This window comes from Acinetobacter sp. YH12239 (genome assembly GCF_013417635.1).
Lineage (GTDB): Bacteria > Pseudomonadota > Gammaproteobacteria > Pseudomonadales > Moraxellaceae > Acinetobacter.
This window is the reverse complement of the sequence record NZ_VPDP01000005.1, coordinates 1-14,466: the sequence shown is the minus strand read 5'-3', so window position 1 is coordinate 14,466 and position 14,466 is coordinate 1. Positions and strand designations below refer to the sequence as shown.

At 39.9% G+C, this 14,466-nt stretch carries 11 protein-coding genes; 3 read left to right on the top strand and 8 right to left on the bottom strand.

Going from position 1 to position 14,466, the window contains the following annotated elements; all coding sequences use genetic code 11:
* Position 1 precedes the first annotated feature (1 nt).
* On the top strand, positions 2-550 hold the full coding sequence (locus FTV17_RS06160; protein WP_092768361.1) for a YggT family protein: 549 nt from the start codon (positions 2-4) through the stop codon (positions 548-550).
* Between the two features lie 78 nt (positions 551-628).
* Here FTV17_RS06160 and polA read toward each other — a convergent pair whose 3' ends face one another.
* Positions 629-3,388, bottom strand: a complete 2,760-nt coding sequence (gene polA, locus FTV17_RS06155) for a DNA polymerase I (RefSeq protein ID WP_179998601.1) — start codon at positions 3,386-3,388, stop codon at positions 629-631.
* A gap of 160 nt (positions 3,389-3,548) precedes the next feature.
* Here polA and FTV17_RS06150 point away from each other — a divergent pair, with 160 nt between their 5' ends.
* Entirely contained in the window at positions 3,549-6,260 is a 2,712-nt protein-coding gene (locus FTV17_RS06150) for a DUF2339 domain-containing protein (protein WP_179998600.1), read from the top strand.
* Between the two features lie 29 nt (positions 6,261-6,289).
* Here FTV17_RS06150 and FTV17_RS06145 read toward each other — a convergent pair whose 3' ends face one another.
* Together FTV17_RS06145 and FTV17_RS06140 are read right to left on the bottom strand one after the other, a co-directional pair.
* The gene (locus tag FTV17_RS06145; protein ID WP_179998599.1) at positions 6,290-7,207 is read right to left on the bottom strand and encodes a mechanosensitive ion channel family protein; all 918 of its coding nucleotides are present in this window, start codon (positions 7,205-7,207) and stop codon (positions 6,290-6,292) included.
* 9 nt (positions 7,208-7,216) lie between these two features.
* Positions 7,217-8,035 (bottom strand): hypothetical protein, encoded by an 819-nt coding sequence (locus FTV17_RS06140; protein WP_092768367.1) that lies wholly within the window; start codon positions 8,033-8,035, stop codon positions 7,217-7,219.
* 99 nt (positions 8,036-8,134) lie between these two features.
* Between FTV17_RS06140 and gspE the strand changes: the two genes are divergently transcribed.
* The gene (gspE, locus tag FTV17_RS06135) at positions 8,135-9,622 is read left to right on the top strand and encodes a type II secretion system ATPase GspE (protein WP_035268540.1); all 1,488 of its coding nucleotides are present in this window, start codon (positions 8,135-8,137) and stop codon (positions 9,620-9,622) included.
* A 229-nt stretch (positions 9,623-9,851) separates the two neighbouring features.
* Here the strand turns inward: gspE and FTV17_RS06130 are convergent, their stop codons facing one another.
* The 5 genes from FTV17_RS06130 to FTV17_RS06110 form a co-directional block, all read right to left on the bottom strand.
* Positions 9,852-10,277, bottom strand: a complete 426-nt coding sequence (locus FTV17_RS06130; RefSeq protein WP_179998598.1) for an organic hydroperoxide resistance protein — start codon at positions 10,275-10,277, stop codon at positions 9,852-9,854.
* Between the two features lie 109 nt (positions 10,278-10,386).
* Positions 10,387-11,214 (bottom strand): carbon-nitrogen hydrolase family protein, encoded by an 828-nt coding sequence (locus tag FTV17_RS06125; protein WP_179998597.1) that lies wholly within the window; start codon positions 11,212-11,214, stop codon positions 10,387-10,389.
* Positions 11,215-11,252: 38 nt separating this feature from the next.
* Positions 11,253-11,759 (bottom strand): anti-anti-sigma factor GigB, encoded by a 507-nt coding sequence (gigB, locus tag FTV17_RS06120; RefSeq protein WP_035268529.1) that lies wholly within the window; start codon positions 11,757-11,759, stop codon positions 11,253-11,255.
* A gap of 112 nt (positions 11,760-11,871) precedes the next feature.
* The gene (gene gigA / locus FTV17_RS06115) at positions 11,872-12,840 is read right to left on the bottom strand and encodes an RsbU family protein phosphatase GigA (protein WP_035268527.1); all 969 of its coding nucleotides are present in this window, start codon (positions 12,838-12,840) and stop codon (positions 11,872-11,874) included.
* Between the two features lie 117 nt (positions 12,841-12,957).
* Positions 12,958-13,932, bottom strand: coding sequence for a VacJ family lipoprotein (locus FTV17_RS06110; protein WP_179998596.1), 975 nt, complete (start codon positions 13,930-13,932; stop codon positions 12,958-12,960).
* Positions 13,933-14,466 lie beyond the last annotated feature (534 nt).

The window sequence follows — 14,466 nt, the reverse complement described above, 5'->3', positions numbered from 1 at the left end:
TATGGGTGCGAACTCTGCGCTATTTTTTGACATTATCATTAATGTTGCGATTTTATTGGTATTTTTCCGTTTTTTAATGCAATTGGCGGCAGTCAGTCCATATAATCCTGTTGTGCTCTCCACAGTGAAAGCAACTAAAATCGTAGATGTATTTGGACGAATCTTGCCAACTGTGGCACAGGGGCGTGTAAACCTAGCAGCTTTAGTGCTGATCGTGTTGTTGTATTTTCTTAAGGTATTTGGCTATAAATATTTAAATGCCTTACCAACAGGCGATGCATTGTACTTTATTGGTTCAACAGTACTTTCAATGTTGCAGGCATTAATTTCAATTCTTAAATATTTACTGTTCGCTTACATCATATGTAGTTGGATTTTGATGTTTTCACAAACACGTTCACCGTATATAGAAGTGATTCAAGAATTAGCTGAACCGATGTTGGCACCATTCCGTAAAGTAATGCCAAATTTAGGGATGATTGATCTATCTCCAATCCTTGCATTCTTTACACTTTATATTGCTGAAATCATGTTGAAATCAATTGGTTAAATCTAGATTACGGATTTTAACAATTTTATAAAAAAGGACTCAAATGAGTCCTTTTTTATAATTTAAGAATCTTAGGAGTTAGTGCGCTTCGCCCCAGTTTTTCCCTTTGCCGACTTCAACAACAAGTGGCACAGAGAGTTGAACAACACCTTGCATTGCATCTGCGATTTTAATAGCGATCTCGTCAGCAATCGCTTCATCTACCTCAAACACTAATTCATCGTGAACTTGCAATAATAATTTGGCCTGAGCTTTAGGTAAAATTTTATCTACTTCGATCATTGCCATTTTGATAATCTCCGCAGCAGAACCTTGAAGAGGCGCATTAATTGCAGCGCGTTCAGCTGCCTTTCGAATCATCATATTGCGCGCATCGATATCTGGGGTGTATAAGCGTCGCCCTGTAATGGTTTCAACAAAGCCTTGTTCTAATGCGACTTGTCGTGTGCGTTGCATATATTCATAAATGCCAGGATAGCGATGGAAATATTGTTTAATGTAATTTTGAGATTCTTCGCGTGTGAATCCCAACTGACGTGTTAAACCAAACTCAGACATGCCATAAAGTAATCCAAAGTTGACTGCCTTGGCTTGGCGACGTTGATCATTGGTTACATCATCCAAAGCAATATTTAATACTTCTGCAGCAGTACGGCGATGAACATCTTGGCCGTGATTAAACGCGTCAACTAAAGCCTCATCTTGTGAAAAATGTGCCATAAGACGTAGTTCAATTTGTGAGTAATCGGCAGCAAGTAAAACCCGACCTTCAGGTGCAACAAAAGCTTTTCGGATTTGACGACCGATCTCTTCACGAATTGGAATATTCTGAAGATTAGGATCAGTAGAAGATAATCGTCCAGTTGCGGTTAAAGCTTGATGGTAGCTGGTATGAACACGATGACTTTCGTTATTGGCTTGTTTGATTAAACCGTCAGTATAGGTACTTTTTAATTTAGACAAGCCACGATATTCTAAAATAAGTGCAGCGATCGGGTGATCAATTTTCTCAAGAATGCTTTCGCTGGTACTGTATTGACCTGTTGAAGTTTTCTTACCACCTTTTAAACCTAACTTATCAAAAAGAATATCACCCACCTGCTTAGGTGAGCTGACATTGAAGGGTTGACCCGCGATTTCGATAATCTGATTTTCTAACTCTAGAATTGTATTAGAAAATTCTTGACCCAATTGATCGAGGAAACTCAAATCGAGCTGAATTCCATTTTCTTCCATCGTCGTCAGAACTGCAGCTGTCGGCATTTCGATTTGATGAAGAATATTGAGAAGCTCTGGGATTTCTTTAAGCTTACGCTCCAATACCTCATACAAACGATAGGTTACATGGGCATCTTCAGCGGCATAATGCGCTGCTGTTTCGATTTCAATTTGATTAAAGGTTTTTTGTTTAGCACCTTTGCCCGCCACTTGTTCGTAAGTGGTGGTTAAGTGGCTAAGATAAACGCGCGCAACGTCATCCATACCATGGCGCGTCGCCACAGCATTGAGCACGTACGAGGCGAGCATGGTGTCAAAGTACCAGCCTTGTAAATGAATTCCATGATTTTCGAGAATATGAGCATCATATTTTAAATGATGACCAATCTTCTCAATCTCAGCGTTTTCTAAAATTGGTTTGATTTGCGCAAGAATAGCGTCGCGATCCAATTGCTCTGGAGCACCTTCATAATCGTGAGCAAGCGGAACGTAATATGCATCTTGGGCATCAAATGCCACAGAGAAGCCTACCATCTCTGCAACACGATAATCTAAACTTGTGGTTTCAGTATCGAAAGCAAAGCGTTTCTCAGTAGTCAATCTTTGAAAGAGTTTTTCCCAATCCGCTGGTGTTAAAACGGTATGGTAAGTTGCCTCGCCAAGCTGATCATCTACACTAGTCTGAACCGCTTGGTCTTCGATTTTCGATGTTGCAGTACTCGATTTTGCGACAACTTGACTTGATTGTTTATACGCAGCACTATTTGGATTGTTGGGATGATCTAAAGACTGAAGTTGATTTCTAAACTCAAGTTCGGTGTAAAGCTGACGTAACTCTGCAACATTTGGATCTCGGAGTTTAAGATCATCGTAGGTCAGATTCATGTCTAAGTCACAAACAATACTTGCTAGTTGATGATCTAGCGCAATACCATCTGCATTGTCTTTAATATTTTGGCCTACTTTGCCTTTAATTTTATCGACATTTTCAAGAATGCCGCCTATTGAACCATATTCATTCAGCAGTTTAGCCGCAGTCTTTGCCCCGATACCAGGAACGCCCATGATGCCGTCAGAGGCATCTCCCATGAGGGTTAAATAATCAATAATTTGGTTCGGCCAAACACCAAACTTTTCAAAAACGCCATTCACATCCATCGGCTTGTCTTTAAAACTGTCTTCAAGTGTCACTTTGTCCGTGACCAATTGAGCCATGTCTTTATCGCCTGTGGAAATCAAGACTTGATAGCCTTCTTTTTCTGCACGTTTTGCCAGCGTACCGATGATATCATCGGCTTCCGCGCCTGGAATGGCATGGAGTGGGATACCTAAAGCGCGAATTAAATTATGTAAATATGGAATTTGTTGAGCGAGTTCGTCAGGCATGCTCGGTCGATCCCCTTTATATATTGGGGAAAGTTGATGACGGAAAGTTGGTTCAGGTGTGTCAAAAATGACAGCCATGTGTGTAGGTTGAACACGACGCATTAATTTTTGGATAGCAGAAATAGCTCCGCGAATTGCGTTGGTTTGTAAACCTGTTGACGTCGTTAGCGGTGGTAGTGCGTGATAAGCACGAAATAAAAAATATGACCCATCGACCAAGACAAATGGTGGCATTGAAACGTTCCTAATCCAATTAACTTTTTTATTGTACGTGATTTTCAGCAGTTGCGCTGATACAAGATTTGCAATCAAGTGTACAGAATATGCGATGAAAAACGCAAAATGCCAATTCTTGCTGAGGTATCATCAATCTAGTTAAAAAGGAATGATGTATATGCTGAAGCAACATAGTGAAATAAAAATGATTTGGTTGATGCTACTCATCATAGTAGCGATCAGTGCTTGGGTTCTAGCGTTGCCGATCATTACGTTTTTATGTGTTGCTGCATTGATCATAAGTGTTATGCAATATGCCCATCATGTTGAAAAACCGCTTACCAACATTGAGCAACAGACTCATTATTCAAAGCAGAATACATCACGATTGCCCTTATATATTTCTTCATTTCTTGCATTAATTGGCAGTTTGTTCGATTGGACATGGTTGGTTGGGTTGGGTTTAACACTCTGGATTTATTTTTTTCTAAACTGGTTGCGTCAACTTGAGGGTCGATTAATTCAAATCAGTGCTCTGCAGGAAAAACTGATCAAACAAGATCGAGACGATCAGACCAGCACCCCAAGTATTTTACAAGATTCAGAGGTAATCCAGACAAATCAGCAGGATGATTTTGGTTTTGGGGCGCAAATCAGACGATGGATCTTTCATGGGAATCCTGTCCTGAAAGTTGCGATTACTGTCCTGGTGATTGGGGTCGTCTTATTATTGAGATATATGGTTGAACATTGGACCTTAAGTCTTTCAATCAAACTTTTGGCTGTTGCTGTCATCGCCGTCCTATGTGTTGCCTTTGGTTATCATATACAGAAAAAAAACCGCGGCTTTGGTCTTGCTTTACAAGGACTGGGTTTTGCGGGATTGTTATTAAGTATTCTATTTGCTTATCACTATGATCTGTTAAATCTCATTAATACGATTACGCTTTACAGCTTGAGCATGCTGTCGTTGGTCATACTGATTTTAAAACAGCGGTCAGTGGAGCTTTCCCTGATGGGAGTTTTGGTTGCTTATATTGCACCGTTCACATTACCTCATGCAGATTTTTCCTCAGCTCAATTACTGTCTTATTATCTAGCGGTCAATTGTGTTGTAGGTGTAATTTGTACATTACATCCATGGAAAATAATCACTCAAATAGCGTTGCTGCTCATTATTGTTATCGGTGGTGGTTATGCCTTTTTGAATGGCGGTGTTGCAGAGAGATTCGTTTTATCCTGTCTAGTTATTGCACATGCGAGTGTATTTATTTGGTCGGGTTTCAGATTTAACCAGCTCGCTACACATCAAAATCAAGCTCATTTAGGTCAGCGTATTATTGACTCCGCATTGATTTATGTCAGTCCCTTGGTCGCATATGCATTTTTACATCTTATGTATTTAGATCAAACATCGGTTCAAATTGCCTTGTGTTTGGGTTTTGCATTGACTCACTTTGCGATTTTTAAAGTTGTGCAGCACGCAAAATTTGATACGGCGATTAAACAAAATTATTTAATGTTAGGTTTTATTTTTCTAAGTTTTATCCCGCCGATCTTGATTCCACAAGCATGGAGTGTGATCGGGTGGATCATTGAAGGACTTCTTATTTTAATTTGGGGCTTGCATCGTGAGTTTAGGGTAGGGCGAACATTAGGTTATGCGTTGTTAGCAGTTGGATTTTTTTCGTATTTATACTATTTGATCGAGTTAGCATCAATTCCAAATATCATCCCATGGTTACTAGGTCTAAGTTATATCCTTGCGATTGTGGTCTCCAATGTTGTTATGCGTTATCGAAAACAGCTGACACTGTCAGATAAAATTTTCCTGTCTATTTTTTCTTTTTTTGGGAGTCTTTTACTGCTTTATCAAGGTGTGGAAAGTTTTAGTGAACCGATGAGATTAATCTACACACTTGCATTCACAACTGCGATTTATTTTGCTGCTAATTTAGTCTTACAACCGCGCCAAGTAGTCTCATGGTCATGGTTATTACCAAAATGGTTGGGGCTGATTTCTATTGTAATGTTCGCAGCTATTATGCTGATCGATCAATACACTCAAGGTGTCATCGTCTGGCAATCATTTGGTGAGCAAGGCTTGTTTATCTTGGCTTGTTTGGTCCTGAGCTATCTGTGGTTAAAACCAATTTCAAATGCTCAGTATGAAAATGAATGGATCGCTTTTGGTGGACTCGCTTCTTTAGCTTGTGCCAGTGTGGGTGTAGTTTCAATGTCACCTATGATGGGAGCTGTTCTTTTACCGTTGATACTTTATGGCTATAGTGTTTCTAAAACAACAGACTTGAATAAGCTTTGGTTAACTAAGACTAGCCTCATTTTATTGTTGTGCTGGATTGTCAGCTCACAAATTTGGGTGGTAGAACCCTTTTGGAAATATTTTATCCCAATCTTAAATCCTATTGATGTCGTCAGTTTGACTGGTTTGTGGGTACTTATTCAGGTGCTTCGCAGTCAAATCAGAATGGGGCTAGAGCGAACACTTGGCGCATTCTTGATATTACTCGCTGTGCTATGGGTAAGTAGTTATGTACTTCTTAGAGCCTTACATTTTTATTTTGCTACACCTTATAACCAGTGGATCATTTGGCAAGATTCTGCAGTGCAATTGGCGTTGACATTATTGTGGGTGGTCATGGCATTCATTGTGATGAAATATGCCGCTGTCATCCATAATCGAGTGGTATGGATGTTTGGTGCAAGTATTTTGGCGATCGTGACTTTTAAGTTGGTGTTGTTAGATTTATCCCATATCGGCACTCTAAGTCGAGTTTTATCATTTTTAGGCGCGGGAGGATTGATGCTGATTATTGCGTACATCGCCCCAGCGCCAGAGCAAAATCGAGTAGAAGAGACTAATGCTTGATCCTGAGATCAAGCATTAACCTTAATTCATTATATTTTAGGCTCTCTTTTGATTTCCTTATCATTGGCGTATTGGTCTATTTCCTCATCTGTTAACGAGGGTTGTGGAGGGCGGTCAACAAAACCCATTTTAGGTACAGGAATTTCAATATGGTGATCAACAAAACCATTTCGAATCCGCTCTTGCATTTCATCACGCACTTTCAAAAAGTTTTCCTGTTGGCACCAAATGGCGAATAACAATTCGATTGAAGATTCACGAAATGCGGTTACCGTTACAGCAGGTTTAGGATCTGCTAACACTAAAGGATAGCTGTTCGCCACCTTTAACAAAACTTCTCGTACTTTAATGATGTCTTCATGAAAGTTGATTGCGAGTGTAATAGGGATGCGCCGTATCGGGAATTTAGAAAGGTTATGTACGGGAGCACGAATTAATTGCTCATTAGGTAAACGGACATAGACATTATCTTGAGTCAGTAATTTGACAGATAGTAAATCAATGGAGATCACTTCGCCTTCGATGGTATGTCCGCGAATTAACGTAATTTGAATGGTGTCACCAATTTCAAAAGAACCTTCACCAATCAAGAATAAACCACTGATTAAGTTAGTCGCAGAGGTTTGAGAGGCAAAACCCAGCGCTACGGTCAAAATACCAGCGGCACCAAGAAATACACTTAATTTAAAACCTGCTTCTTTTAAACTCGCCATCACAAAGATGAGGAAAATAAAATAAAAAATACCGCGCCGCCATACCAAACGCTGATGAGCATTAAATTTGGCACCGATCGTTCTCACAAAAGTATTGGAAACGACTCGAGCAAAAAGGAATCCAATAAAGCAAAGCACAATCGCAATAATAATTTCAGTTAAGCGATCTGTATTGATATTGGTAAATATACTTTTGAGGCTATCAGCAATGGTACCGGTAAGACTATCTGCCATATGCCCCCCTTAGAAGAATGAATCAAACATGTTAAATAAAGTACTACCTGGGGCGCGTGCTGGATTGACATAAATTACATCACCAGCCAATGGTGGGGTGCGATTTTCAATACGAATACGTGCTGGTCGATCCATCCCTTCGTGAATGACTTTAATTTGCGACGTCCATAATCGCTCGGTACTTTCACTATAAAACAAAGGCAGAGCAGGAACAGGTACATTCATTCGATCGAAACGGAGTTGATGTCCACTGACATTGTGAAAGTCAATTGGAGTGACTGCACGAAATGCACGTGGTCGAAGTTGTTTGAGTTCTGTTCGACCATCAACTGAAGTGGCGTAACACATTTCACCACTGCGTTGATCAGGACCGAACCATGTATCTTTAGGCATAATGACCGGTATATCGAATAATGGGGTCTTTTGACTTTCGACATAACCTGAAAGCCACAGAGGGGTACTAATATAAAGCGTGCCACGTTGACCAGCTGGAATGTAAATTGGGTCTACAGGACGAATCACGACAGATCGATCTGCAAGACGTGGTATCAATTGAATTTTAGGGTGAGTTTCCCTGAACATGTAACGTTCAACATGTACTGGCCGAGGAAATGAAAAATGGGGGTCATCCATTTCCTGCCACTTTTGTTCGTAGTCGTATTGAATTTGAGGACGGTAGTACTCCATGCGCCATTCTTGTAAGCCACGAGTGAGTCGAAAGAGCAATGAACCAAATTGCCAAGCACGCACTTGATTGAGTTCAAAATGCTGCTCACCCCACCATCTTAAAGTCGAAGGGTTTTGCTCAAGTTTCTGATCTAGAGACAATAGGGAATATCCTTAAATAAATTCATTAAAAAACTGTCTTCACGCTGTCAAATGCTTAGAGTACACTCGAGGTAATTTTAATCATGATTATCATCCCTTATGCAAGTACTTAAACAAATACAAATACCGTATAGTTTTGCAAAAAAGCATGGCGTTTTGTTGCGTTATGAAGGGGATCAAGTTTTTATTGTCCGTCGTCAAGATACTGCTTTGGTTGCTTTGCAAGAAGCACGCCGTTACGTGGGGCGTACGGCCCAATATCAATTGGCGACTGAACAAGATTTTAGTCAGTTACTCAGTTCAAGCTATGCTGGTGAGACAGGCGAGTCTCAGCAAGTGGCTGCTGGTTTAGAAGATCATCCTGACCTCTTAAGTTTAGCCGATCAAGTACCTGAAGCAGAAGATCTGATGGATCAGGAAGACGATGCTCCGATTGTTAGATTGATTAACGCATTATTGTCCGAAGCCATTCGAGTGAGTGCATCAGATATACATATTGAAGCTTTTGAAAAAAAGTTATCAGTTCGTTTACGTGTTGATGGGCAACTTCGAGAAATCGTGCAACCACGTCGTGAACTTGCCCCATTGTTGGTTTCACGTATTAAAGTAATGGCAAAACTTGATATTGCTGAAAAGCGAATACCTCAGGATGGTCGTATCTCTTTACGACTGGCAGGTCGTGAGGTGGATGTCCGTGTTTCGACTTTACCCTCTTCACATGGTGAGCGCGTAGTAATGCGTCTTTTAGATAAGCAAGCAGGTCGTTTAAATATGACCCATTTGGGTCTGATGAAAGATGATTACGAGCGATTAACCCAATTAGTGCATCGTCCTCACGGTATCATTCTCGTGACTGGACCGACAGGTTCTGGTAAAACGACGACACTTTATGCTGCACTCTCAGATTTAAATGACGGATCTAAGAATATTTTGACCGCGGAAGATCCAATTGAATATCAACTTGAAGGTATTGGACAAACCCAGGTTAACACTAAAGTGGATATGACATTTGCTCGTGCATTGAAAGCGATGCTTCGTCAAGATCCAGATGTGGTAATGGTGGGGGAGATCCGAGATTTAGAAACTGCAGAAATTGCTGTGCAAGCATCCTTGACGGGTCACTTGGTATTGTCGACTTTGCATACCAATACTGCGATTGGTGCAGTGACGCGTTTAAAAGACATGGGGATTGAGCCATTCCTTCTATCGAGTTCTTTAATTGGTGTGATTGCGCAACGATTGGTTCGTACTTTGTGTTCGCATTGTCATAGTTGGCGTGCCGCGGATGATTTTGAAAAAGAAATTTTTAAGAATGTCCATGATGGTACTGCACTCAATCTGCCTCAACCAGAGGGATGTGAACATTGTGCGCATACAGGTTTTAGTGGTCGTACCGCCATTTATGAAATCGTCCCTGTTGATGATGGAATGCGCCGTCTGATTCATGGGAATGCTGCAGAGTTTGAAGTTGAAAACTATGCTCGTCAGCAGTCAGGTTCGATACGTGATGATGGGTTAAGAAAGGTGCTTGAAGGTAAGAGCACATTAGAGGAAGTACTTCGAGTAACAAACGAAGCGGCGGAGTGATTCAGAGATTATTTAATAATTCTCGATAAAACGAAGAAGCGCTGATTTGAAATTAAGCCCGAAAGCTGAGGATTCAATAAAAGAGCCCAATCGGAGATGAAAGGGCTTTTTTTTATATGGTTAAACAACTGATTTTAAATGGGTTCTAACATGAACTTAACCTACAACGCTAAAAAAGCTGAGATGCAATATGCATATCAGCGTGATTTTTAGGATTGAAACAACTGGATCAAACAATCACATTCAAGGTCACATCAATATTGCCACGTGTTGCATTTGAATATGGACAAACGATATGAGCAGCATCTACTAGCTTTTGAGCTTGCTCTTTATCCAAGCCTTCCAGATGAATATTTAAAGTGGCTGCTATTCCAAAACCAGTTGGAATAGGACCAATACTCACTTCACCTTCAATATAAGCATCTGGTGTGATTTTCAATTTATCGCGGTTGGCAACAAATTTCATCGCACCTAAGAAACATGCAGAATAACCAGCAGCAAATAATTGCTCTGGATTTGTTCCACCACCGGGACCACCCATTTCTTTTGGTACAGCGAGCTGAACATCTAAAATTTGATCTGATGATGTAGCACGACCATCACGCCCACCAGTAGCTTTTGCATGTGCGGTATAAACAACTTTTTCTAATGACATGATTCCTTCCAGATAGAGTATAGGTGAATATCTATACTCTCTGATTTAAAAGGAATGATAAGCGGTAATTTTGTAAAGCTTGGTATTCAATTTTTTATGTGTGAGCAGGTCAAAGCTGAATAAGTTTACGATGCTGAATTAATGGCATCGATTCTCTAATTTTTTTCTGTTCATCGATGTCAAACGAAACTGTAATCATTTGAGCACCTTCTTCAGAGATGATATCTAACAATTGACCACGAGAATTCGCAGCACCAGAGTGACCCCAGGTTTGTCTTTTTTCACCGTGCCACCCTTGTTGAGCTGAGCCTAAAACTTGGCATTGACTATCCATGGCACGAGCTTGTAAAAGTAATTGCCAGTGCATTTGACCTGTCGTGTAAGTAAAAGCAGAAGGTGCTGTTAAAATATTTGCGCCTTGTGCGCGCAGCTTTAAAGCAAGTTCAGGAAAACGAAGGTCATAGCAGACCATTAAACCAATATTGCCAAATGGAGTTTTAGCAATGACGGTTTGATCACCTGGTTCAAAAAACTTAGATTCTTGATATCCACCTACCGCATCACCGACTTGAACATCGAATAAATGAATCTTGTCATAACGTGCTTCTGTCTTTTCAGGGCTAATACAAAGACTGGTTGTTCTGACACGACCATCTGGCACAATGGTGCCGTCTGGGCGAAAAGGACAGGGGAGTGTCCCAGCAACAATCCACATTTGATATTGATGAGCAAGTTGTTCTAAACGAGATTGTATTTCTTCAAATCGTTCAGCAGTCTCACGCTGTTTGCCTGCCGCAAAACAAACGAAATTCTCCGGGAAAACGATCAAGGAGGCCCCTTGATTCTTACTTTTTGCTAACAATGATTCAATGACTTGAAAGTTATTTTCAATATCATTTTGGGAGTTCATTTGGGTGACAGAAAGTAAGGTTGTCATGAGGTTCTCCTTAAGCGCTCAGTATGCTTAAGAGAATATCAGATGCTGTGATCGATGGTATCTTGTTGTTGTTCTAATTGTTTAACCAAAGGCTCGAACATATTTTGGTTATCAGCATTTAATTTCATTAATGTACGATGAGCATCTAATACAGTTGAAAGCATTGCATTATGTGTGATGTGTTCGTCCAATAAAGCGCGCGTGCACACATTCGGATCTCCGCAATAGTTTAAAATTACGAAAACCTGACCAAGACCCATACTGTTCGCAAGTGTAGTGATATCTGGGTTAGTAGATAACATAACAGCTTGAACTTGATGCACTTGTTTGAGCTTTAATCCTAGTTTTGCGAGGATTCCAAGCACAGTACTGTCTATGAATGTAGTTTGGGTTAAATCAACAATTGCGCCTACGACGTTTTGTTGTTGTTCAATCCGAGATAATAATTTATCAAGGCTTATACAAGATTGAGCGCGCACTTCTCCAATGAGTTTGAAAATGTGCGTACCATCCAAGCTTGCATATTCAACATGACCTGTTGACATATAAATGCCATTTGCAGAAAGGATGCTAAAATTATCACATAGCGCAAGTCGATACTCAAGTAGTCTTCAGTCGTAGATCGATTTATAAACAGCTAAACTATTGATTATTAAATTAATTTAGACGTTGGAAGCTGAGTATTGCAATATCATCTGCAACATGTTCAGGAACTTCGAATGATTGATTTTGCAAGTGATAGACCAATTGGGTGAATTGTTCATTCAAACCACCATCAAAAGGTTCAAGCGCACCATCTGAGCAAATAATAAAACGAGCTCCACGATTCAACGTACATTCAAACTCTTCAATTTCGAGGTCTTCAGTAAGACCTAAGGGGAAACTGCTGGTGTTGAGGATACGAGCATCCTGATTAGGTTCAAAAATAATTGCTGGAGGGTAATGCCCTGCGCTGGACCACTTAAGTTGGTGGGTCTCTAGATTCAATGTGCCTGCAATCATTGTAATATGCTTTTCAATGTTCTCTTGCAAAAGCATGCCATTAAGTTTTTTGAGAAGTTCTCGTGGGGTTTTTGATCTACCGTGAAATGCAGCCATCCAAGAGGTAAGAAGTGAGCTTGTTACACCATGTCCAGAAACATCCGCGAGATAAAATAAGATTTCACGATCACTGAGTTTCCAATAATCATACCAATCACCAGATAAGTAAGCTGACGGTTGAAATAAAGTCTCGACTTTATAATTAAGTAGGTCGATTGGGTTGGGTAATAGTTTTTTTTGTAATTCAGCTGCAGAGGGCAGGTCGCGGCTGTCCTGATTGCGTTTGTATTTTGCTTCAATTTTAGCAATCGATTTTGCGAGATCTTTTGGAAGACGGTCCCAAATCCAGCCAGCGAGTGCGCCAAGTTCCCATGCTTGCGAGAGTTGAAGTCCCTCATCTGCATGACCTATCACGATCGTAGGGAGGGTCCATTTATATTGCAGAAAATCATTAACATCACTAATGGCAATGATGGTTGAATCGTAAAGATGAAGATCATCTATATGAATCATTTGTAAACTCGGCAGAGCCTCTAGAACGCTATCTAGAAGATGGATGTCACGAGTGGGTTGAATGAAATACATAGATGAAAGAATCAATCCTAAATGCTTTATTTATAAAACTATCTTAGACGAACTTATATCGAACGCCAAGTTAAAGTCTAAAAACAAAAGATTTAGACTTTAACTTACATATGGCTTTTATTCAGATTCGATAGATTCATCCATGAAGGATTCATCATCTGAAAAATCATCTTCAATAAATAGTCCAGAACCCGTTTCTAAACCGCGTTTTTCAGCAATAACATAGTTTTTTCGTTGTAAGTAGGCATCACGCATTGCTGCATACTTATCACCTTGCAAGACTTGTTCAATCTCTAAAAGTTGAGCACGTGTATCTAATGCGCTAAGTGCCCAGTCACTATAATAAATACGATCATGACCATCGAGTAGGTATTTTTGAGGGCGTGCTTGACTATCTACTACGCGGCCAACAGTATCACGGAAGGTGCTTGGGCCCATAAAGGGTAGAACAAGGTAAGGACCAGAAGGGACACCGTAATAGCCTAAAGTAGTTCCAAAATCCTCATCTTCCATCGGAAGAGATAAGCGACGTGCAGGATCAGCGAAACCAAGCGTTGTAATTGTATTTAATGTAAAACGACCAAACGTTTGTGCGGCACGTTTAAAGCGACCTTGAGCAACCTGATTTACAGCATTCCATGGCTCACCCAAATTGTCTCGGAAGCCACGTACTGAATCTCTAACTTGTTCTGGAATTTTATCAGCGTACTGCACAGCTATAGGGCGCAAGACATTTTGATCGACAACATCATTAAATGCATAGATTTGTCTGTTTAAAGGTTGAAGTGGATCTTTTTCATTTTCAGGTAATGCTGCTGTTGCATTGACTTTGAAGTTATCAATTTTTAAATTTTTTAAATCTTTGATAGATCCATTGGTATTAACTGAATTTTCTAAAGCAGGGTTTGAGGCGTTAGCAGTATCGTTGTCTGAAGGCTGATTATTATCATTTGTGGCAGACAACTCATCAGATGTAGATAATGCAGTATCGTCAGCAACTTTATTGCCTGCAATCTCAGGTTGTTGGGCGTAAGCGGGTGCAGCTAAACCAATACTTAACATACTGACCCAAAGAAATTGAGAGTACTGCATAAAAACATCCTAGAATAAAAGCTGAATATTAGTCTTATTAAATAAATAGTAAGTGCGAACAGAATAACGCCATTATAGCGAGAGTTGAAAGCAGTTTACTAAAGTATATTTGCACAAAAAATGTGAATTAACCGTGAAAAAAGAGTGATTTTGTAGAAAATATAATCACTTGTTAAGAAAATATAATTAAATTTTACAAAAGTAGTTGCATTGGGAGAGGAATGCTGTAGAATGCACATCCATCGGCGGTGATGTTGATTAAAACTTGTTGAAAAACAAGGATTTAGCTGAATAGGTTGGATCTAAGTTTTGAGAATGAGTTAGAAAATAAATTAACATTTCTAGTTGACTTTCTGAAAAGAAAGCGTAATATAGCCGACCTAGCTTGATGCTGACGAAGCATTGAGAAGATCATTAAGAGATTATGAAGAACAACTTGTGTGGATTTTTACTGGTTGATTGATCGATATATATTATCATTGATTGATGGTAGAAATTACTCGAAGTTTATTTGAGCAAATTTTTTGTCAGTAA